Annotated in this window: 24 protein-coding genes; 10 read left to right on the forward strand and 14 right to left on the reverse strand. The window is 44.6% G+C overall.

All coding sequences use genetic code 11. From position 1 onward, the window contains the following. Nucleotides 1-15 precede the first annotated feature (15 nt). A complete protein-coding gene (locus BME93_00390) occupies nucleotides 16-1,515 on the reverse strand; it encodes a 2-isopropylmalate synthase (protein ATZ60652.1) in 1,500 nt (499 codons plus the stop codon). 165 nt (nucleotides 1,516-1,680) lie between these two features. Here BME93_00390 and mptA point away from each other — a divergent pair, with 165 nt between their 5' ends. Then, entirely contained in the window at nucleotides 1,681-2,625 is a 945-nt protein-coding gene (gene mptA, locus BME93_00395) for a GTP cyclohydrolase MptA (protein ID ATZ60653.1), read from the forward strand. A gap of 112 nt (nucleotides 2,626-2,737) precedes the next feature. Here mptA and BME93_00400 read toward each other — a convergent pair whose 3' ends face one another. Continuing rightward, entirely contained in the window at nucleotides 2,738-3,808 is a 1,071-nt protein-coding gene (locus BME93_00400) for an NAD(P)/FAD-dependent oxidoreductase (protein ID ATZ60654.2), read from the reverse strand. A 192-nt stretch (nucleotides 3,809-4,000) separates the two neighbouring features. Between BME93_00400 and BME93_00405 the strand changes: the two genes are divergently transcribed. From BME93_00405 to BME93_00435, 7 genes are all read left to right on the forward strand, one after another. Beyond that, nucleotides 4,001-4,825: a DNA glycosylase gene (locus tag BME93_00405; GenBank protein ATZ60655.1), complete on the forward strand. Its 825-nt coding sequence runs from the start codon at nucleotides 4,001-4,003 to the stop codon at nucleotides 4,823-4,825. Beyond that, a complete protein-coding gene (locus BME93_00410) occupies nucleotides 4,822-5,463 on the forward strand; it encodes a 2,5-diamino-6-(ribosylamino)-4(3H)-pyrimidinone 5'-phosphate reductase (protein ID ATZ60656.1) in 642 nt (213 codons plus the stop codon). The genes BME93_00405 and BME93_00410 overlap by 4 nt, the downstream gene beginning before the upstream one ends. Nucleotides 5,464-5,585: 122 nt before the next feature. Next, on the forward strand, nucleotides 5,586-5,789 hold the full coding sequence (locus tag BME93_00415; GenBank protein ID ATZ61701.2) for a type II toxin-antitoxin system HicB family antitoxin: 204 nt from the start codon (nucleotides 5,586-5,588) through the stop codon (nucleotides 5,787-5,789). 245 nt (nucleotides 5,790-6,034) lie between these two features. Beyond that, the gene (locus BME93_00420) at nucleotides 6,035-6,214 is read left to right on the forward strand and encodes a hypothetical protein (protein ATZ60657.1); all 180 of its coding nucleotides are present in this window, start codon (nucleotides 6,035-6,037) and stop codon (nucleotides 6,212-6,214) included. A gap of 2 nt (nucleotides 6,215-6,216) precedes the next feature. Then, nucleotides 6,217-6,492: a type II toxin-antitoxin system RelE/ParE family toxin gene (locus tag BME93_00425; protein ATZ61702.2), complete on the forward strand. Its 276-nt coding sequence runs from the start codon at nucleotides 6,217-6,219 to the stop codon at nucleotides 6,490-6,492. A gap of 344 nt (nucleotides 6,493-6,836) precedes the next feature. Then, nucleotides 6,837-7,223, forward strand: a complete 387-nt coding sequence (locus tag BME93_00430) for an NYN domain-containing protein (protein ATZ60658.2) — start codon at nucleotides 6,837-6,839, stop codon at nucleotides 7,221-7,223. 183 nt (nucleotides 7,224-7,406) lie between these two features. Next, nucleotides 7,407-7,607 carry a TRAM domain-containing protein gene (locus tag BME93_00435; GenBank protein ATZ60659.1) on the forward strand — a complete coding sequence of 67 codons (201 nt, stop codon included), beginning with the start codon at nucleotides 7,407-7,409 and terminating at the stop codon, nucleotides 7,605-7,607. A 61-nt stretch (nucleotides 7,608-7,668) separates the two neighbouring features. Here the strand turns inward: BME93_00435 and BME93_00440 are convergent, their stop codons facing one another. The 4 genes from BME93_00440 to BME93_00455 are packed head-to-tail and all read right to left on the reverse strand — an operon-like array spanning nucleotide 7,669 to nucleotide 10,647. Beyond that, nucleotides 7,669-8,715, reverse strand: coding sequence for a M42 family metallopeptidase (locus BME93_00440; GenBank protein ATZ60660.1), 1,047 nt, complete (start codon nucleotides 8,713-8,715; stop codon nucleotides 7,669-7,671). A gap of 4 nt (nucleotides 8,716-8,719) precedes the next feature. Next, on the reverse strand, nucleotides 8,720-9,328 hold the full coding sequence (gene hxlB / locus BME93_00445) for a 6-phospho-3-hexuloisomerase (protein ATZ61703.2): 609 nt from the start codon (nucleotides 9,326-9,328) through the stop codon (nucleotides 8,720-8,722). Then, entirely contained in the window at nucleotides 9,318-10,100 is a 783-nt protein-coding gene (locus BME93_00450) for a TIM barrel protein (protein ID ATZ60661.2), read from the reverse strand. The genes hxlB and BME93_00450 overlap by 11 nt, the downstream gene beginning before the upstream one ends. 4 nt (nucleotides 10,101-10,104) lie before the next feature. After that, entirely contained in the window at nucleotides 10,105-10,647 is a 543-nt protein-coding gene (locus tag BME93_00455; protein ID ATZ61704.2) for a hypothetical protein, read from the reverse strand. A 329-nt stretch (nucleotides 10,648-10,976) separates the two neighbouring features. On the opposite strand from BME93_00455, the gene BME93_00460 reads away from it, so the two are divergent. Continuing rightward, a complete protein-coding gene (locus BME93_00460; protein ID ATZ60662.1) occupies nucleotides 10,977-11,384 on the forward strand; it encodes a Tfx family DNA-binding protein in 408 nt (135 codons plus the stop codon). 4 nt (nucleotides 11,385-11,388) lie between these two features. Here BME93_00460 and BME93_00465 read toward each other — a convergent pair whose 3' ends face one another. The 8 genes from BME93_00465 to hisG all read right to left on the reverse strand — a co-directional run bounded on the left by BME93_00465 (nucleotide 11,389) and on the right by hisG (nucleotide 18,708). After that, nucleotides 11,389-12,459, reverse strand: coding sequence for an ABC transporter ATP-binding protein (locus tag BME93_00465; GenBank protein ID ATZ60663.1), 1,071 nt, complete (start codon nucleotides 12,457-12,459; stop codon nucleotides 11,389-11,391). Then, complete coding sequence (locus BME93_00470) at nucleotides 12,460-13,152, reverse strand: ABC transporter permease (protein ATZ60664.1); 693 nt, start codon at nucleotides 13,150-13,152, stop codon at nucleotides 12,460-12,462. It abuts the gene before it with no gap. A gap of 25 nt (nucleotides 13,153-13,177) precedes the next feature. Continuing rightward, on the reverse strand, nucleotides 13,178-14,086 hold the full coding sequence (locus BME93_00475; protein ATZ60665.1) for a substrate-binding domain-containing protein: 909 nt from the start codon (nucleotides 14,084-14,086) through the stop codon (nucleotides 13,178-13,180). 121 nt (nucleotides 14,087-14,207) lie between these two features. Next, the gene (locus BME93_00480; GenBank protein ID ATZ60666.1) at nucleotides 14,208-14,753 is read right to left on the reverse strand and encodes a hypothetical protein; all 546 of its coding nucleotides are present in this window, start codon (nucleotides 14,751-14,753) and stop codon (nucleotides 14,208-14,210) included. A gap of 91 nt (nucleotides 14,754-14,844) precedes the next feature. Continuing rightward, nucleotides 14,845-16,509: a methionine--tRNA ligase gene (metG, locus tag BME93_00485; GenBank protein ID ATZ61705.1), complete on the reverse strand. Its 1,665-nt coding sequence runs from the start codon at nucleotides 16,507-16,509 to the stop codon at nucleotides 14,845-14,847. Between the two features lie 53 nt (nucleotides 16,510-16,562). Then, a complete protein-coding gene (gene hisB / locus BME93_00490; protein ID ATZ60667.1) occupies nucleotides 16,563-17,138 on the reverse strand; it encodes an imidazoleglycerol-phosphate dehydratase HisB in 576 nt (191 codons plus the stop codon). Then, on the reverse strand, nucleotides 17,135-17,857 hold the full coding sequence (hisA, locus tag BME93_00495) for a 1-(5-phosphoribosyl)-5-[(5-phosphoribosylamino)methylideneamino]imidazole-4-carboxamide isomerase (protein ATZ60668.1): 723 nt from the start codon (nucleotides 17,855-17,857) through the stop codon (nucleotides 17,135-17,137). The genes hisB and hisA overlap by 4 nt, the downstream gene beginning before the upstream one ends. After that, entirely contained in the window at nucleotides 17,854-18,708 is an 855-nt protein-coding gene (hisG, locus tag BME93_00500) for an ATP phosphoribosyltransferase (protein ID ATZ60669.2), read from the reverse strand. The genes hisA and hisG overlap by 4 nt, the downstream gene beginning before the upstream one ends. A 93-nt stretch (nucleotides 18,709-18,801) precedes the next feature. Between hisG and BME93_00505 the strand changes: the two genes are divergently transcribed. Continuing rightward, nucleotides 18,802-20,079, forward strand: a complete 1,278-nt coding sequence (locus BME93_00505) for an amidohydrolase family protein (GenBank protein ATZ60670.1) — start codon at nucleotides 18,802-18,804, stop codon at nucleotides 20,077-20,079. Nucleotides 20,080-20,084: the final 5 nt, after the last annotated feature.

Here is a 20,084-nt window from a genome sequence, read left to right on the forward strand (position 1 = left end):
GCCGTAATTTAATGGTCATCGTTTCCGTAGCATCAGCCCGTTTATCGCGCTTACCAATGCCTCAACAGAAGCCATGACGATATCCTCGCGTGCAGCTCTCGCGGTGACGATATTCCCCTTTTCGTCCTCTACGCCGATCGTCACTTCGGCCAGCGCGTCAGAGCCGCCGGTAATGGCCTCCAGCCTAAAATCTCGCAACTTTATTTTGTCTTTCTTTCCGAGAATGGTTTGCACCGCCTTCAGCGCAGCATCGACGGGTCCAACGCCAGTCTGCCTTCCTATTTTTTGCTTTCCGTGAACTTTTGCCTTTATCACGGCAGTAGGTGCGATCTTACTGCCGGTCGTGACCAAAACTTCCTCCAATATGATCGTTTGCTCTCCTTTGGCTATTTCGCCCATGATTGCCTCAGCGATGGCATAAAGATCTGCATCTGTCACGCGTTTTCCTTTGTCACCCAAGTCTTTGAGCCGTTGCAGTATTTCATCAAGCTGGGCATCTGTCGGTTCCAATCCGATCTCGTGCAATATTTTCTTCACGGCGTGCTTTCCAGCGTGCTTGCCAACTACAATTCTGCGTTTGTGCCCGACCATTTCGGGCGTCATCACTCCTGGTTCAAACGTCTCTGCCATCCTGAGCACGCCATGTGTGTGAATGCCAGATTCATGAGAAAAAGCGTTATCTCCGACAACGGGCGTGTTTGGCGGTATGTGAATTCCAGACAGACGCTCCACCAGCCGTGACGTTTCGACCAGATACTTGGTCCTGATGTTCGTCTTGATGCCATAGATGGAATGAAGGCTCATAACCGTTTCTTCCAAGGAGGCGTTTCCCGCCCTCTCGCCAAGACCGTTGATGGTCACATGAACCTGTTGCGCTCCTGCTTCAACGGCGGCAAGAGTATTCGCCACCCCCAGCCCAAAGTCATTGTGGCAGTGTACATCGATGGGCGTGTTCATGATACTACGGATATCTTCGATGAATCGATACATGAGGGAGGGTATCATCACGCCAACGGTGTCAGGGACGTTGATGATGTCCGCACCAGCTTTCTCGACACTTTGATACACGTCGAGCAGATATTTCATATCCGTTCTGGTAGCATCCATTGCTGAAAAGAGGCATTTGGCCCCATGCGCTTTGATATATTCGACAGCCTCCACTGACAGCTGTATTACCTCTTCTCTGCTCTTCCCAATCGTATATTTTATCTGGACATCCGATGTGGGTACAAAAGTATGAACCACGTCCACGTCGCAATCTAGACACGCCTCAATATCCGCCTTCGTCACCCTGGCCAATCCACATATCTGCGAATCCAAGCGGGCACCTGTGATTTTTTTCACTGCATCTTTTTCACCTTTTGACGACGTGGGAAAACCCGCCTCGATTATGTCAACGCCCAGTTTATCCAGTTGATGCGCGAGGATTAGTTTATCATCGGCTGTGAATGAAACGCCTGGCGTCTGCTCCCCATCTCTAAGCGTGGTATCAAATATCCGAACAGTTTTGTGCATATCCTTGCGAATCGATTTAATGCTGTAAAAAACGATCCCTCTGTTTGCTTTTGTTCATAACTACCACCTGATACTCTATGTATGTGCCAATTTATAAGACCATTCCTTTCGAAGCATATAATTATAACCCATAAAATGACTTAAAGAGGTATACATCAACAGATTATGAAGAGGCTGCACATGCGTTTACCAGATGTACAGGCGAACTGCCCTGATATTCGGATCAACCTGACACGAGTTGGTGTCACCGACGTAAAGAAACTCGTAGAGGTTGCAAGGGATAAAGAAAGACCGATCATCTTGATCGCGACGTTCGATATATTCGTGGACCTGCCATCCAACAGGAAAGGGGCAAATCTGTCACGAAATTTTGAAGTAATCGACGAGGTACTGGAAGAGTGTATAGCTGCTCCTGTATACATGACCGAAGAACTCTGTGAAGTGATCGCACGCCGTCTCCTTGAAAGACATGAATACGCATCCCGTGCTGAGGTCAAGATGTCAAGCGAATATGTCATCAAGCACAAAACACCGAAGACAAAAACTCAGTGCCAGGAAGTTGTGAATATTTTTGTGGGGGCGACTGCTAATAAGTCAGAAAAAAGGACGAGAAAAACAATAGGCGTCGAGGCGGCTGGGATGACCGCCTGTCCTTGTGTACAGCAGATCATGCACGAGAAAGCTGAAGAAGAACTGTCGAAATTGAACGTTTCGAAAACGGCAATAAAGAAGTTCCTGAAGAATATTCCGATGGCAACGCACAATCAGAGGGGACGCGGCTCCATCTTCATCGAGGTTGGGGACTTACACAAAGTCAGCATCGAGAGGTTAATCGACATAATAAAAAGTTCGATGAGCTCGCAGATATATGAGTTATTAAAGCGCTCGGACGAGATATTCGTGGTCGAGACGGCGCATAAAAATCCGAGATTTGTCGAAGACTGTGTGAGAATAATGGCACAAAAGGTCGTACAGGAATTCTCGGACATACCAGATGACTCCATCGTATCGATTAAACAGATTAACGAGGAAAGCATTCACCAGCACAACGCATTCGCAGAGCGTGTTGCTACGATGAGGGAGCTGCGGTCAGAGATGGACGGCATATGAGATGAAAATACATCAAGAGGAATGGTCCGCTCCTGCGGCTCAGTGGACACTAAAAAACCTCTTTCCCTAAGTGCCTCTTGAATTCTTGTGTCCAGAGAATCAAATGCTGTCGTCATATCGTTCGCAATGATACCATGATCGTTCTGATAAGCAAACCTGGTCTTGTCAGCATTGCTCTATAGAGCCTGTATGGGCTGTCAAGCATCTCAAAGCTTATATCCAATTTCTCAGGCCCATCACAAAACATTTGATACTGATTTTTCATTATATTTCGCATTAACCGACCGACGTACAGTCGACCACCGATTTTTGCCATCACCATGTCCCTGTATCCATCGATGCTATGCTTAAGGATACATCTAGCTGCGATCCTCCCGCTTATGATCGCGTTGTTCGTCCCCTCTCCCGTAAATGAATTGGCTAATCCTGCAGCATCTCCAACCAAGAGAATGTTATCATAGGTGAATCTCTTCAGGGGCTTACATGGAATGTTACCTCCTGTCTTGTTGATGATGTCCCCCTCAATGTTTTCCATTTCTAATATCCTTTTTAACTCAGCATGTAGATCGCCGGAGTCAACCCGTCCAATGCCAACGTTCGCTTTTTTCGGTGACTTAGGAAATATCCAGTAAAATCCAATATAGTGCGGTTCGTATCCCATCACTATTGTCTTGCCCTCATAGTATTCTGAAAAATCACCTTCTATCGTGTATTGGAGTGCCCTGCTCACGTCTTCATATCTAAATCCATATTCTTTCGATGTCTGGGAATAGCAACCACTGGCATCTATGACGTATTCTGATTTCCTTTTCAGCTCTCTGACGGTAGCTCTTCTGGCTGTCTGTATGTCGACGCCAAGTTTTTCACATCGGTTTGCGAGTAACTGCTCATATTTCGGCCGGTCAATTATCCACGTTCGCTCTTTTTCAGATGATATCGTCCTATCCTTTCTAACTCCGTTCTGCCATGTCCGAACGATGCAGCTATGAATGGTGCAATCTATGACATTTCTCGGTGGCACTTCGAGCTCATAAGTAGCTAGATATCCTTCAGCACATTGGAGTAGATGGCCTATCTCCTCATGTGTCTCATAGATGGTGACATCGTAGCCATCGTTTTCTTTCAGTGCAATAGCAGAACTAAGACCGCCGACGCTTCCACCAATTATCGATATATGCATCATCTCACCCTTCTAATATCCCTGACCTTCCCAATGTGCGTTCCATCCAGCAGGTATGCCTCTGCTCTCTCTAATGTGATGCCTCGTTAAAAGGGGGTAAATTCCTCTGCAAAATCCTCCATGCCAATTCTCTTTCAGCAAACATTCCAGAGCACCAATATGTTAATGGTTCAAAAGCGATAAAAAGTCATCGGAATGAAGACATATCAAATACCTGTCCCGACTTTCGATCTTGACCATACGTTGCGATGTGGTCAAGTTTTTAGATGGCGGGAAAATAAAGAGGAATGGACGGGCATCGTCCTGAATTCGATCGTCAGGGCAAGACAAAGAGGCGATATGTTGGTCATCGAATCCGACCTATCAAAAAAAGACATTATAAATTATTTTAGACTGGACGATGACCTGGAAAACATATACAAGCACATTGGTAAAGACAAATTGATGAAAAAAATTATCGCCAGATACAATGGTTTGCGGTTGATCAGGCAGGACTCCTGGGAATGTCTGGTTTCTTACATCTGTTCCATCAACAATAGAATACCACAAATCGAGAGCATGATTCAAAATCTATGCACGCAATTTGGAGATGATATCGGTGGTGCATATGGATTTCCATGCCCGGAGAGAATATATAAAGCAAGCCAGAGTGAACTAAAAAAATGTAAATTAGGGTTCAGAGAGAGGTGGATCAGAGGCGTAGCTAAGAAAGTTTATGATGACAGGCTACAATTAAGTCAATTGAAAAATCTCGATTATCAGAGTGCCAAGAAGACGCTGATGGGAGTCGAGGGAGTAGGACATAAAGTCGCCGATTGTGTCCTCTTGTTTTCATTGGACAAGTTGGAGGCATTTCCAATTGATGTCCACATAAGAAGATTCATGCGACGCGAATATTTTCAAAACAAGGTGGTGTCCGATGAGAAAATCCGTGAGTTGGCAAGAGGATATTTTGGAAAATACGCCGGGTATGCCCAGGAATACTTATTTTATTATGAGAGATCGGAGAGTAGAAAATGAAACATAAACGACCATTCGTCTTCATCAATGCAGCGATGAGCGCGGATGGAAAGATATCCACATATGAGCGCAGGCAAATAAGAATATCGAGCGATGCGGATATGAGGCGGGTTGATGAACTTAGAGCAGGTGCTGACGCCATAATGGTCGGCATAGGCACCGTTCTGGCAGATAACCCTAGTTTAACTATGAAGTCAGGAGAGAAGAATCCAATTCGAATAGTTGTGGACAGCATGGCGAGGACGCCTGTAGATGCAGAGATTATCTCCAGAAAAGGCAGTCCAACAATTATCGCTGTGTCCAAGTCTGCACCCCCCAAAAGAGTTGAGGCGCTGAGGGGAAAGGCAGAGATTATCACAGTTGGCGATAGGCAAGTTTCACTGCCAGAATTGCTCAGTGAATTGAAAAGTAGAGGTATCAATCGGTTGATGGTTGAAGGAGGCGCAACGCTTAACTGGGGGTTGATTTCAGAAAGATTGGTCGATGAGATTTATGTTTATATCGGGAATATGATTATTGGTGGCAAGGATGCGCCAACGCTTGTAGATGGACTCGGCTTTACCAAACCAGTAAAATTGGATTTGTTAAGCATCGAAAAGCTGGATGATGGCGTTTTGGTGAAGTGGTGCGTGCTTTGAACCTGAGCAAAAAGTGGTAGTAAATAGTTTGAATATATAAGGAGTTAGGCGACATTTTGCTTGGTCGTCGTTATGCTCTAAAAGGAAAGGTATTAAAGATGAAGTGCTATCGGCTATCTGTGGTGACTGAAAAAGATGCAGACGGATACTTTGCTTTCTGTCCTGAGCTTCAGGGATGTTATACTCAGGGTGATAGTTATGAGGAGGCTTTAGAAAACATTAAAGACGCAATTCGTCTTCTTCATATAGAGGATAGATTAGAAAATAAGGAGGATATTCCTCTCATTGAATCTATCAGCCTGACTTCTTTGGAAGTGGCGGTATGAGGGAGAAGCTTCCTCGAGTGCCTGCTGATGAGGTGGGTATATGAAAACGGCCAAGCAAAACGCTACGCCACTATCGTGGCTCGCCCTTCGGGTCGCCTAACAGCGGATAAAAGGAAAATCAAAGATTTCCCCAAATTGCCTTCGGCAACTTCATATATCCACAATATGTTATATGATATTGGACTTGGTGGCTAAGGAAAGAAATCTTGGATAGAGGATTGTAAATAGTGTAATAAGGTGATCGCATGACGGAGGCAATGATGGAGAAGATAGATCATATCGAAAAACTGTTAATGGAAATAAATGCAAAAATAGATAATTTTCTTGGATTTGAAGAGTTAAGCGAGGAGGAATTAGAAGAAATAGAGAGACTCAGAGAAGAAGTTAAATCAGGGGAGTACGTGAGATTTGAGGAAATGTTTTAGGATTGATTATCTATGAAATCATTTTTACCAAACAAGCAGCAGATTTTGTAGAGTCTTTAGATAAAGGTTACAAGAACAAAATAAGGGGCGTTTTCGAGAGACTGAAGGAAAATCCATTTTCGTATCCGTACAGAAAAATCAGGGGCGAACAAGATCTATACAGAATTAGAATTGGCAGATATAGGATATTGTATAAGGTAGATCAACCAGAGAGCAGGATCATTATATTAAAGGTCGATACAAGGAACAGGGTTTATAAAAGGTTAGAACGTGACTAGCGCTCTAAGCCCAACGCTGCGCCCCTTACGGGCTTCGGTCATACAACAGCGGATAAAAGGCTTCGCCCAAATTGCCTTCGGCGAACTTCGTATATCCGCAGAACGTTAAGTGAAATCGTGGACTTCGGGCGAATTTAGCGGTCTTTCATCGGTAAATATAAATATGGTCGAGCTCATATTAAATAATAGTAAAATAATCGCTGTCGTTCCTTCGGGGATGACAGTCAAAAATAAAATATTGTGATTTTGATGGATCGCGTCGCAGTACTGATTGATGGTGGCTATTTTGCTAGGATTTTAGACACAGATTTTGGTCGTCCAAAAGAACGTATTATTATACTTGCATGCCTTACCAAAGTAGTCCACCAACCGATGAGGAAAAACGAAGATTTTCCACGATGGACAAATTTATCTACACATTACGAAGACTCCCTCGGTTCGAGGTAAGATTAGGTAAATTAGGCTGGGCTGGGGGAGAATTAGTACAGAAACGAGTTGATATCTTACTTACGGTAGATCTCGTCAGAATGAGTTGGGGAAGATTAATAGGTACCGCAATCCTTGTAACTGGAGATGGCGACTTCGTTCCTGCTGTTGAGGCAGCAAAAGATGCTGGTGTTCTGGTTCAATTATATTATTCTCGAAGTTCTATACATGATGAGCTCCTTTCCGCTGTAGATGAAAGTTTTGTGATTACTGAGGAGCTAATTGATTCTTGTAGAATGAAATGATTTACCATTAAAAACGCCCTTCGTCCACGACTCTACCAATCCTTTGGATTGCTCGATGCTAACGCACTCGGACAACACGGTGTATGTGGTTCGCTTACGTCACGCAAAACGTTAACAAAGCCATCCAGCCAAACCTTTATAAACTATCGTAGCATCATAATGCTAACCATAGAGGTGTAAATTTTGTATAGAAGAGAGCCGAGTGCCCCCGTAACAGAGGGGGAAACGTACGACGTAAAGATAGAAGACATAGCTAGAGAAGGAGACGGAATCGCCCGCATCGAGGGATTTGTCGTATTCGTCCCTAATACGAAAGTAGGCGATGAGGTCAAGATAAAAGTTAACAAGGTCATGCATAGATTCGCTATAGCTGAATTGGCATAATCATTCTCACTTCAGCGTTATTTCGTTCTTACATATATTTAGAGGGGTATTAGAGGGGTCCCTAAAAGTAGCTGTCCACGTTCTCGATCGAATGTGCGACCAGCTTTGCACACATGTCGATGTCCTTCAAGTTGACCACTTCAACAGGTGAATGAATATATCGCACTGGTACGCTGACGGTGCCCGTTGGGATGCCAACCCTTGTTAATTGAATTGCTGTCGCATCGGTCGTTCCGCCATCAGAGACGTCCAGCTGGTATTGAATCTTGTTTCTCTCTGCGGTCTCTTTTAGCCATTTAAGGATTGTGTTCGGCGTGATGATGCCCCTTCCTGCCGCATCCATCACCGTAATAGAGGGACCCTTACCCATTTCGATCGCGGATTCCCGCTTCTTGATGTTCGGATGATCGCCGGCGATGGTAACTTCTGTTGCCAGTGCCACATCTGGATTTAATCCGAACGCAGAAGTCCTTGCGCCTTTTAGCCCGACCTCTTCTTGGACCGTACCGACGGCATATATGGTGGCATTCGATTTTGTCCGCTTCAAAGCATCGAGCATGACTACCAGTCCCACCCTATCATCGAATGCCTTCCCAGTGACCTTGTCATTTGCAAGCGTTCTGAACTCTCTATCGATGGTTATCGGCGTCCCTACCGTCGCGCCCAATTCCTCAGCATTTTTTATGCTGGTGGCGCCGATATCGATGAACATATCGTCTGCCTTGACCACCGTATCTTTCTCTTTTTCTTTCATTCTGTGCGGCGGTTTGGACCCAATCACTCCGGTTAGAGCCCCCTTTTCAGTATGTAAAATCACGCGCTGATTGAGCAACGTCTGGTCAAACCAACCACCAACCTTTACGAAGCGAATAAATCCACCTTTATCCACATAGTTAGCCATCATGCCAATTTCATCCATATGTGCGGCGAGCATGACGGATGGCTTTTTGCCATTTTTTGTCGCGATGAGGTTTCCAAGTGAGTCAATTTTAATTTCGTCAACATATGATTCCAGTTCCATCTGGACTATCGCGCGAACGTCATTCTCATGTCCCGGAATTCCGTGTGCATTTGACAATTTTTCCAGCAAATTTCTTATTTTTTTCATAAGTCTACTCCAAGCTCGCATGTCGGGATTGAAGATATTTCTCATCTCTTTTGGTGACGGTCATCAATTCAGATATCAGGCCATCCAAAAATACAAGGCTCGTCGTCTCGAAAATTGTTCCCAGCGGCACCAGTGGTTGATATTCTCCACGCACCTGGCGTTCGAAATAGTCGACGCTGTCCATTTTGCTTCGCCCTTTTACTTCAATTACTACGTCAGATTTCTTCGCCAATGGCGAGCTGATATTCGAAGTTATCGTCACCAGTTTGGCTCCACATTGTTTCCCAACAAGGGCGAGTTCGACGACCGATTTTGTCTCACCTGAGCCAGAAATTGTGATTAAAAGATCCCCCTTCTCCACCGCAGGGGTAACGCTCTCGCCCACCACATATACAGGCAAGTCCAAATGCATTAATCGCATGGCGAACGCTCTTCCGACCAGCCCTGACCTGCCAGCACCCATCACAAATATCTTCTTGGCGGCGAGAATATGACTTATCAGGGCATCTACCTGGTCATCATGAATCTCGCCTGCTATCTTGATAATATGCGCCCCTATCAAATTCATCGTTAACTTGGTATCCCGCTTTGTGGTATTTTTGTCATTGGACACTGGTGATAATCTCCTTCATCTTCAATGCATCACTCTCTAATAAAGGTGATTCACATATCACGGTCGCATGATATTTTCGTTCGATTAATGCCTCTACTAAATGCTTAAAATTTGGGTCATCGTTTATGGGAGTGTGCTTTATTTCATTCCCCTTCGCATATTTTACACCGGTAAAATGAATATGAAATTTATTCCCCTCAAATCTATCAAAGACCGCTTCATAGTCTTCTTTCTGGTTCAATGAACCGTTGCCCCTTGCATGAATGTGGGCAAAATCGAGCACTGGCACAGTGCCCTTTACCGTTGCCACGAGCTTCGCTATTTCATCAACGGTGCCAAACTGCCGCTGCCTGCCAGCAGTTTCAAGCCCGATTTTTACATCATTATCGACCACACTTGACACCTCCTCGCAGGCTCTTCGAACAAGTTCGAAGGTATCGTTCGAGTAATAAGCAGGATGAACCACTACGATACCTGCACCTGCCTCTTTTGCACGCTTGGCTGATTTGATGATATATTCCTTGCTTTTTTCGATCGTTGCAATTTCCGTTGAAGCGAGATTGATGTAATAGGGAGAATGGACTGATAATCTGATTTCCAATTTTTCAGCCAGACGACCGACCTTTTCGGCGGACTCGCTATTCATGAAGACCCCCCTGACAAATTGAATCTCCATTGCGTCCAATCCAATTTCAGAAAGATACCGAATTCCTTCTTCTATCCCCTTCCCCTTTCTATCCACAGGGATTCCGGCTATGCCTACTTGAATCAATCGATCACTCGCCTGGTTGGACGCTATACGCATCTTTTTTGAAGTCTATCTTCTTGATGTGCCACCCAACCACATCGCGCAGCTCGTCAAAAAGCAGCATGATCTTTGCGACGCTTCCATCCCAGAACATAGTGTTCTTGACGTCTCCTTTTCGGAGCTGTGCGAAAATAGATAGCGCAAAATGTTCTAATGCCTCTCTTTTTGAGAATGGTATGTTAAATATCGCACGATATCCTTCCCTCGTCTTTGCATATGAAACCAGAGTGTATCCCCTCACCTGATAGTCCTGAATCCCCTCAAAGCTACAGATGACCTCTTTTTCACATTCCACTGAAGAATCTATGCTGGAAACGCCAGTGATAATCCGTTTGATCAAATCGATGGTCGCCTTTTTTCCAAACCAAATTGTTATCTTCCCATGAGTACAGGAAATCGTAACATCATCCCTGCCCATACCCATCAAAGATACAATGTGATCTGCTGTACTAATATCAAACTTCGCTATATCCGGATAGCCGTCATCAGCATCTATGGATATGGATATCATATAATCTCACAGCCAAATTATATGAGATGCATATATTTACCTTTTTATTATCAAATCATGTACCAGAATCTTTACCAAAATTTATTTATAACTATATAGAGTATTGATGTCTGGCAGGATGAAGTCTACGACGAAAGCTAAACTATTATCTACGGATGATAGTCGTTGTGTATAAGCCTGGGTTAAAAACCAGAGAATGACACAACTAAACACCTTAGCAGAAAGGTGTTGATGCGACACCCGTAGAAAAAAGGCCCAAAGGACGAAAAATCGGCAGATTCTATCTAGTCGATAAGTACTTCGAGGGTCGAGTCCTGCCACTTCATTTTATGTCAGATAAATCGTTTTTAACCGCCCAACAAATTCGAGTTCTGAAGTTGCGTGAAAAAGGACTAACCCAAAAAGAAGTGGCCCACCGATTGGGCACCACTCGCGCCAACATAAGCACCATCGAAAAAAGGGCCCATGCCAATATCGAACGTGCGAGAGAGACGCTTAAAGAATGGAAAGAACTATTGGCACCGGTTCAAATCAACATCCCAGAGGGCACGGATGTGTTGGAAATACCAAAGAAGGTATTCCGTCAAGCGGACGAGAATGGCATCAAGATACAAGCCGATACGCTGGAGTTAATCACGCAGATAGAAAAACAAAAGAAGGATAAAATAAAGAACCGAATGCTCATCGAAGGTCTTCAGATTTATATCAGCGTGACTGGAGAGATAATACTCGACTGATACATCATCTGAGCCGTCCAAACACGTGCACACTCGGCGCCTTAAAAGATAAAAATACTTCCGACCCAATGTCGAGATTCAGGTCCAAGAAGGACTGTCTCGTTATGAATACGACGAATGGCTCCCCCGCATTTACGACCAATCGCATAATTGATCCACAGTCAAATATATCGATTATTCTGCCAGCTAAAACGTTCCTCGCGCTCGACATGATTTTCTTCTTCGATACGATGATGTCCTCTGGTCTGACAACTGCAAAGACCTCGCCAGTTCTCTTCGTACTGGAAATCAACTCAATGTTATCTGTAAATACTTTTGTAACGCCGCCCTCTTCTCTTGCCCTCCCAGCGAACAGATTCTCAACGCCAACGAAGTTTGCGACGAACTCGGATTCTGGCTTGCGGAATACCTCTTCCGGCGTATCGATTTGAACGAGTTTTCCCTCCATGAGTACCCCCATCCTATCCGCAAGGCGTTGGCCCTGGGACATGTCATGAGTGGCCATTATTATGGTGACGTCGTGCTCATATCTGATGCGCGATATCATCCCCTCGATTATATCTGCGCTTTTTGGGTCGAGATTCGCGGTTGGCTCATCCAGTAACAGCACATCGGGCTCGATTATAAGGTCTCGTGCTAATGCCACTCTTTGCATCTCCCCTCCTGAAAGAGTCCGAGCATTTCTATTCTCAAAACCAGAAAGAGATACCATCTCTAATACATTTGCAACTTTTTCATCGATGCCATCCTCCCCCCTCACCTTCAAACCATACGCCACATTATCATACACACTTGCATTAAACGCTATTGGCTTTTGAAACACCATTGCCATTTTTCTGCGAATACTCAGTTTGATTCCTTCAGGCTGATCTACGGTATCGATTCCATCAAAAAATATTTTTCCACTGGTGGGAGTATCAAGTAGATTTAATAAACGCAATATTGTGGTCTTGCCAGAGCCAGTGGGGCCTATCAGTGCAAGAGTCTCACCTTTTTTAACTTCAAAATTGATGTCTTTTAATATCTCTTTATTTCCAAAGCTCTTACATAAGCTCTTAACTTCTATCAGAGACATTTAATTACCTCTGTATTGTATTATGTTCATAACCAAATTGACCATCAATGCCAGTAACATAAGAATAATTCCGAGTGATATTGCAATTACAACCTCACCTTTTGCCGTTTCCATAGCAATGGCAGTAGTGAATACTCTTGTGAATTCTCTTATATTCCCGCCAATCATCAGGGCAACTCCAACTTCTGATATTGCCCTGCCAAAGCCAAGCACTATAGTGGATATAACAGCAAATCTTGCCTCTTTTATGATAGTAACGATGGTTTGAAATTTAGTTGCACCGAGTGAGAGGGCAGTGTCCTTTATTTCTATGCCAACACCACTAAGAGATGAGATTGTAAAGCCAAGTATAATTGGAGATATCAATACCATCTGTCCTAATACCATGCCATAAGGTGTAAAAAGTAAACCAAATATGCCAAGCGGACCTGCTCTTGACAGCATTAAAAAGACAAAAAGGCCCACAATAACAGTTGGTAAACTGAAGAGTGTTTGAATAATGCCTATCAAACTTCTTTTGCCAGCAAAATCATGAAAATGTATGAGGCCACCAATTGGTATGCATATTAAAGCCGCAAAAAAAGTAGAAAGAGAGGAGATGAGTATACTCCTCTTTGCTATCCCCATAACCTCGGGGTCGAGTGTGATTATAAGCTCTATCGCTTGTATGAATGCTTCTATAATTTCACTCACACCAATTCAGTCTCCTGAATTCCCTTTATGATGCTGATGTTTTGCATAATTCCCATGTTGGGCATCCTTTCCTCTGGCAGTCGCTGGCTAATGGGAAAAACAAGGGTCTTCCATCCACGACGCCAAATTCACCGATTTTTTGCTGGATCTCCGGCGACATGAGGAAGTTTATGAAGTTGTTTGCCATCTCGAAGTTCACATGTGGGTGTAACTCCGGATTCACCGCAATCACTCCATAGGGATTGAACAAGAGCTCCCCCACCTCAACGAGTGGAACTAAATCCACATCGCCTGCAAATGCCAGAAATGTTCCGATGTCAACCAGTGTGTAGGCTGATTTCTCATTTGCCATCCTGAGTGTTGCTCCCATGCCTGCCCCAGCCTCTACGTACCATGGTCCCGACATTCTGACCATTTCGTAGTCATGGCCAGCGCTTACCCATATCGCTATCTCTCGGGCATGTGTCCCTGAGTCATCTCCTCTGGAAACAAACCGGATTTGTGGGTCCTTTATGCCTGCTTCCATTATCCTTGTAACTGCATCTTCCGGGCTCATTCCTCGGATGCCTGCCGGGTCGTCTTTAGACCCTATAATAAGGAAGTAGTTATAGGCTATGCATCTCCGATTAACTCCATATCCAGCCTCCACAAATGCATCTTCTCTTGCTCTATCATGAACAAGTAACACATCTACATCTCCATCCTCCCCATGTCGAATGGCTATGCCTGTTCCTGCGGAAATTATCTGTAAATCTACATTGTGTTTATCTTCAAATATGGGCTCAAGATGGACAAGCAGTCCTGTATCATAGAGACTCGTCGTCGTTGCCAATATCAAGACCTCTGGTTCTTCGGTCGGCATCTCTACACAGCCGGTTATGAGCATACCAGATAGCATGATCATTGCAACTAAAACTGTTAACTTTTTATTCATTTGGTCACCAAACTTAGTTACCACACTCCCTATAAAAACCTTTTTGTTTTTATAATCATTATTATAAAAAGAGAAGAAATTACGTTTTTTCCCTATTTTTAAAAATTTATTTTACTTTTTTTTAAATCGAACAATAATCTTTCAGTTCTTCTTTCCATGTAGGATGCCTTATTCGACGTCCTTTCCATTTAATTTTTCTATCCTTAATCCATCTGATTGCATCTCTACTTTTTATCAAACTTCCCCATCGATTAGAGCTAGCACGACCTAATGAAAATTCTCCACTTTGTACTGGACTACATATTTCTTCGACCCCATTGCTTCTAACTATAAGAAGACCAAAGCATCTTTTTCTACATTTCTTTTTTATTATTTCCATGTCGTAAGAGGAAGGAGGAGGTATTCCTAAATATTTTTGTGTTGCAGGGAATCCACCTAACTGAAATATGCCATGTTTCTCATCACAATAAGCTTTATATCCGCTACTTTCTATTTCAACAACTATAGAACCTTCCTTCCAATCGAAAGGCTGAGTATATATAATAATTAAATCGACTCTACCCTCTCCAAGTTCTGTTTCTTCATGGATCAAAATTTTTGATTTAAGGCTAAATTGATTACATAAGTGCCAAACGATAGGTTTCACGAGCTCTTTTTCCTTTATCATCTCATTCCCATAACATTACAAATTGTGCGTAAATAAACAGACATACTTTTAAAATGCCCGCATGTTTTTACAAATCCGTTTTTATCCCAGGTCACATTTTGCCCAGTTTGGCTTTCCGTTCTCTAATGTCCCCCTCCTCAATGAGCTTAAACAGAGGCTTCACATCCCTTATGCGCTGGGATTTGATGTTTCCTTTCGCAGACCTCCATTCCTGCTCATGCACCGAACTATCATATCCCAACATATTCCAGAGTTTTTGCGCCGAGAATGGCAAGAAGGGAGTTATTAGAATGGACAGTGCCCGTGCAATACATGCGCTTACATAAAGCGTATTTCCACATGATTCCTTGTCCTTCCAGGGAGCTTTTTCGTTGAAGTATTGGTTGCCGAGCGATGCTAAATTCATTATCCTCGTCATCCCCCTTTTGAACTCGCACTTTTGAATATGGGTGCCGACCTCGTCCACTGCCATGTCAATATCAGCTAATACGGACATGTCCTGTTCATCAAGGTCAGCCGCCTCTGGTATGATGCCATCATAAAACTTATCGATGAACGTCAGAACGCGATGGGCAAAATTTCCGAAAGTGGCTACTAGTTCCTCGTTATTCCTGCGCCGAAATTCATCCCATGTGAAATCCGCATCCTTTGACTCCGGCATGTTGATGGACAAGTAATACCGCAGGGGGTCTGGATCAAAATGCTCCAGATATTCATCTAACCAGACCGCATAGCCCTTGCTGGTCGAAAATTTGCCCCCTTCGAGATTCAGAAACTCGTTTGCTGGCACATCGCTTGGGAGGTTCAAGCATTCGCCATAGCCCAACAACATCGCAGGCCATATGATGGTGTGGAAGGGGATGTTGTCCTTTCCGATGAAATAATATGTCTCCGTATTTGGGTCTTTCCACCAGTCCTTCCATGCGTAGGGCTTACCTCTTTCGGCAAAGTACTGTTTAGTCGCAGAAAGATAACCTATCACCGCCTCAAACCACACATAGATTACTTTACCTTCGGCCCCTTCGATTGGTATCGGAACTCCCCACTCAAGGTCGCGTGTGATAGGCCTATCCAGCAATCCTTCCTTTAACCAGTTGATCGTGAAATTATAGACGTTAGGTCTCCATTGGCCCTTTTTGGTCTCGATCCATGCTATAAGCTTGTCTTGAAATGCGGAAAGTTTTAAGAAGTAATGCTTACTTTCTCTCATCCCGGGCATAGTATGACAGTGCTTGCAGTATGGATCGATTAACTCAGTAGGGTCAAGTGTCCTGCCACATTCATCGCACTGGTCCCCTCTTGCCTCTTTTGCGCCGCATTTAGGACATGTCCCCTCTACATATCGATCTGGCAAGAACTTATTACACTTTGGACAGTAAGGCAAACTCATGGTTTTCTCGTAAATAAAACCGTGGTCGAGCAGCGTCAGAAAGAAATCCCGTACGGTGTTGTGGTGATTCTCAGTCGTCGTTCTGGTAAACAGGTCATATGAACATCCAATATCCCCAAGAGAGCGTTTGATTATTCCGTGATATTTATCAGCTATATCCCTGGGCGCGCGGTTTTCCCTCTCTGCCTGCACAGATATGGGCGTTCCATGCTCATCTGTCCCGGAAACCATCAGCGTCTCGTTTCCGACCATCCTGTTGTATCTGGCGAATATATCGGCAGGCAGATACGAGCCTGCAAGGTGTCCCAGATGCAGGGGACCATTGGCATATGGCCATGCCGTCGTTACGAGTATTTTTTTGGTCATCTTATTCTTTAAGGACATGATGTGCGCCGACATATAAGGCTATTTGAGGATGCTCACAACAATCCTTTCGTGCTCGGTACATCCTCTCTTCGGGTGTCGATCTTCGTAGCATCGTCCAGCGCCAGTGCCAGTGCCTTAAATAGCGCCTCGCTCTTGTGGTGGTCGTTCTTTCCATCCAAAAGTTTCGCATGAAGGTTTATCTTGAACTCTGAGACGAAAGTTTCGATAAAATGGGATATCATCTCGATGCTCATGCCCTCTATACTCTTCTTACTAAAGTTGACGTCAAAATTGCAGTGACTTCTGCCACTTATATCTACTGAAACTAATAATAGGACATCGTCCATGGGAATTATGGCGGAACCGAAACGTCTTATACTTCTCTTCTCTTTCAAAGCATCCCTGAACGCCGCTCCAAGTGAAATTGCCACATCTTCCACGATGTGATGCTCATTATCCCCGGACGCCCTGACATTCAGGTCAAATAACCCATGTTTAGCAAAACTCGAAAGCAGATGATCAAAGAATCGTATACCCGTGTTTATATCATAATTCCCTTTTCCATCTATGTTCAAGGAAATTTCGATGTCGGTTTCATTCGTCTTTCTTTTTGTTTTGGATATCCTCATCGTACCACTCTCATCGCTTCTTTTAGCGTGAAGTTGCCTTTATATAGTGCAGTTCCAACCACTGCACCAGCAGCACCCACCCCTTTGATGGCGATCAGGTCGTCCAGAGATGCGACACCCCCGGATGCGATTACTGGGATGTCCACCGCATGAACCAACTCGTCAATCGGTTCTGGGTCCACTCCAGACAATAATCCCTCGACGTTTATGTTTGTAAAGAAGATGAAGCCTGCGCCCAATTTCTGGAACTTCATACCTATGTCAATCGGTTTGACTCCAGAACTCTTTTTCCATCCCTCCACCATGACATCGCCATCCTTTACATCCAGAGAGACCATGATATGTTCACTTCCATACTCATCTGCCAGTTTTTTGACGAGCATGTGATTTTCTACTGCTGCGGTTCCCAAGATGATTCTGTCAACTCCCATATCGAGAAGGACCACAGCATCATCATAGGACCTGATGCCACCTCCAACTTGAATCGTCACAGGACATCTCTCTCTGACCTGACAAATTAGGTGGGTGTTTTTTCGCCTTCCTTCTATCGCACCATTTAGGTCCACTAAATGCAGGACGTTTGCACCCTCTTTGACCCAGCGCATGGCGACCCCGACAGGGTCGTCCAGCGAAATCGTCTCAGTGCCAGGCACGCCCTGCACGAGCTGGACGCATTTGCCGTCCTTGATGTCTACGGCAGGGATTATCTCAAAACTCACAGTACCATCCTTTCAATCGGGACCACTAAAATATCCTTTGCACCCAGTCGCTTAAGCTCGTTTATGGTGGTGAATATGTCATCCTCGTCGACAACAGCATGAACTGCCATCATGGGCGTGGCAGATTCTACGCGCAGTACAGTAGGACCAGATAATCCCGGTATCCTCTTCTTTACCCTCTCCAATGCCTCTTGAGGCACGTTCATCATAAGGTATCGCTTACCTTCGGCACGGACAACACTCTCCAGTGCAGTCTTAACTTCGTTTATCTTTTCCAAATTCTGCTTCAGGCTATTTTTATTTGCGATCAGCCTAGCAGATGTCGAGAGCACATGCCCTATCGCCTCCAATCGATTCATCACCAGACTCGTGCCAGAACTCGTTAAATCTACTATGGCATCGGCGATGCCGACATGTGGCGTCATCTCCGTGGCTCCAGACACTTCTATTATATCGACGTCGATTTTGCGTTCATCGAAGAACCTGTTGGTGATATTTGGGAATTCGGTTGCGACTCGTTTACCTTTTAAGTCCATCACCGTTTTGATCTTGGAATCGTTTGGCACGGCCAACACTAGCTCCGCTTTTCCAAATTTCAGATCAAGCAGGACTTCAACATCTACGCCTGCTTCAGTAATCAAATCAAATCCAGTAACCCCAAGGTCTGCTGCACCATCTTGCACATATTCCGGAATATCAGGAGCGCGTGCGAATAGCAAGTTAATATCAGGGTTTACTGTTTTCGCAAACAGTTTTCTCATCGACCCGTCGATGATGTGCAGCCCTGCACGCTCCAATAATCGAGTGCAAGGCTCGTACAACCGTCCTTTGTTTGGCAACGCGATTTTCAAGTTTATAGTACCTCCGTATTTTATGTACACCATTAATTACATATGAAGTTTTGTTATATATAATCCTAAACCATAAACGAGTGTGGACTGTGTATGACCGACATATTAATCAAAAATGGACTTGTCATGACTCCGAAGGGATTTGTCAAGGAGCCCATATCCATTGAAAATGGGGTAATCGCAAATATCGGCAAGAGTGGCGTGGCAGACCAGGTGATAGATGCCAGTGGCGGAATCGTGATGCCAGGTCTGGTCAACACCCATACACATCTTGGCATGACTCTGTTCAGGGGCTATGCGGACGACCTTCCATTGAAGCAGTGGCTCACAGAGCACATATGGCCAATAGAAGCAAAGCTGACCGATGCTGATGTGCACATTGGTACCTTGCTCGGCTGCCTCGAGATGATCAGGTCCGGCACGACAACATTCGCAGATATGTATATCAAGATGGATGGAACCGCCATGGCAGTAGAAGAGTCCGGACTCAGGGGTGTGCTGTCATACGGCATGATCGAACTCGGCGATGAAGAGAAGGGGGAAAGAGAGCTGGAAATCGGCAGAAAATTCATCAAAAAGTGGAATGGTGCGGCAGATGGACGAATTGTGGCTAGATATGGACCTCATGCGCCGAATACCTGCTCGCCAGATTTTTTGACACGTGTAAGGGAGCGAGCATATAAAGATGGTGTCTGCATTCACATCCATCTTGCAGAGACGAAGATGGAGACGGATGAAATGATGGCCAAATATGGCATGTGCTCCGTACGACTGCTGGACAATATCGGTTTTCTCGGTCCAGATGTGCTGGCTGCGCACTGCGTCTGGCTTTCAGATGATGATATCAAAATCCTGAAGAAGAGCGATGTTAAAATAGCACACAATCCCACCAGCAACATGAAACTCGCATCGGGAATCGCCCCGATTCCAGAGTGTATCAACAATGGGATTGTAGTAGGAATAGGAACGGATGGGTGCGCCTCTAACAACACCCTTGATATGTTCCACGAGATGAAAATGGCTGCGCTGCTCCACAAGGTCCACAAACTCGACCCAACTGTGATTCCCGCACAGGAGGTGTTGAAAATGGCTACCATCAACGGCGCACATGCACTTGGTATTGACGGTGGAACCATTGCCAAGGGCAAGAAGGCGGATATCATCATCGTCGATATTCATAAGCCGCACCTGACGCCTAAGCATAGTCTCACGTCACATCTGGTTTACTGTGCAAAAGGCAGCGATGTCGGCACGACCATAGTGGACGGAAAGGTTTTGATGGAAAACTATGTAGTCAAGGCATTGGATGAAGAGGATATCATGGAAAAGGCTGAAAAGGCTGCAGAGAATTTAATCTCAAGTTGCGCGTAATATTA

The organism is Methanosarcinales archaeon Met12 (assembly GCA_002813105.2).
Lineage (GTDB): Archaea > Halobacteriota > UBA148 > UBA148 > JAJOKI01 > JAJOKI01.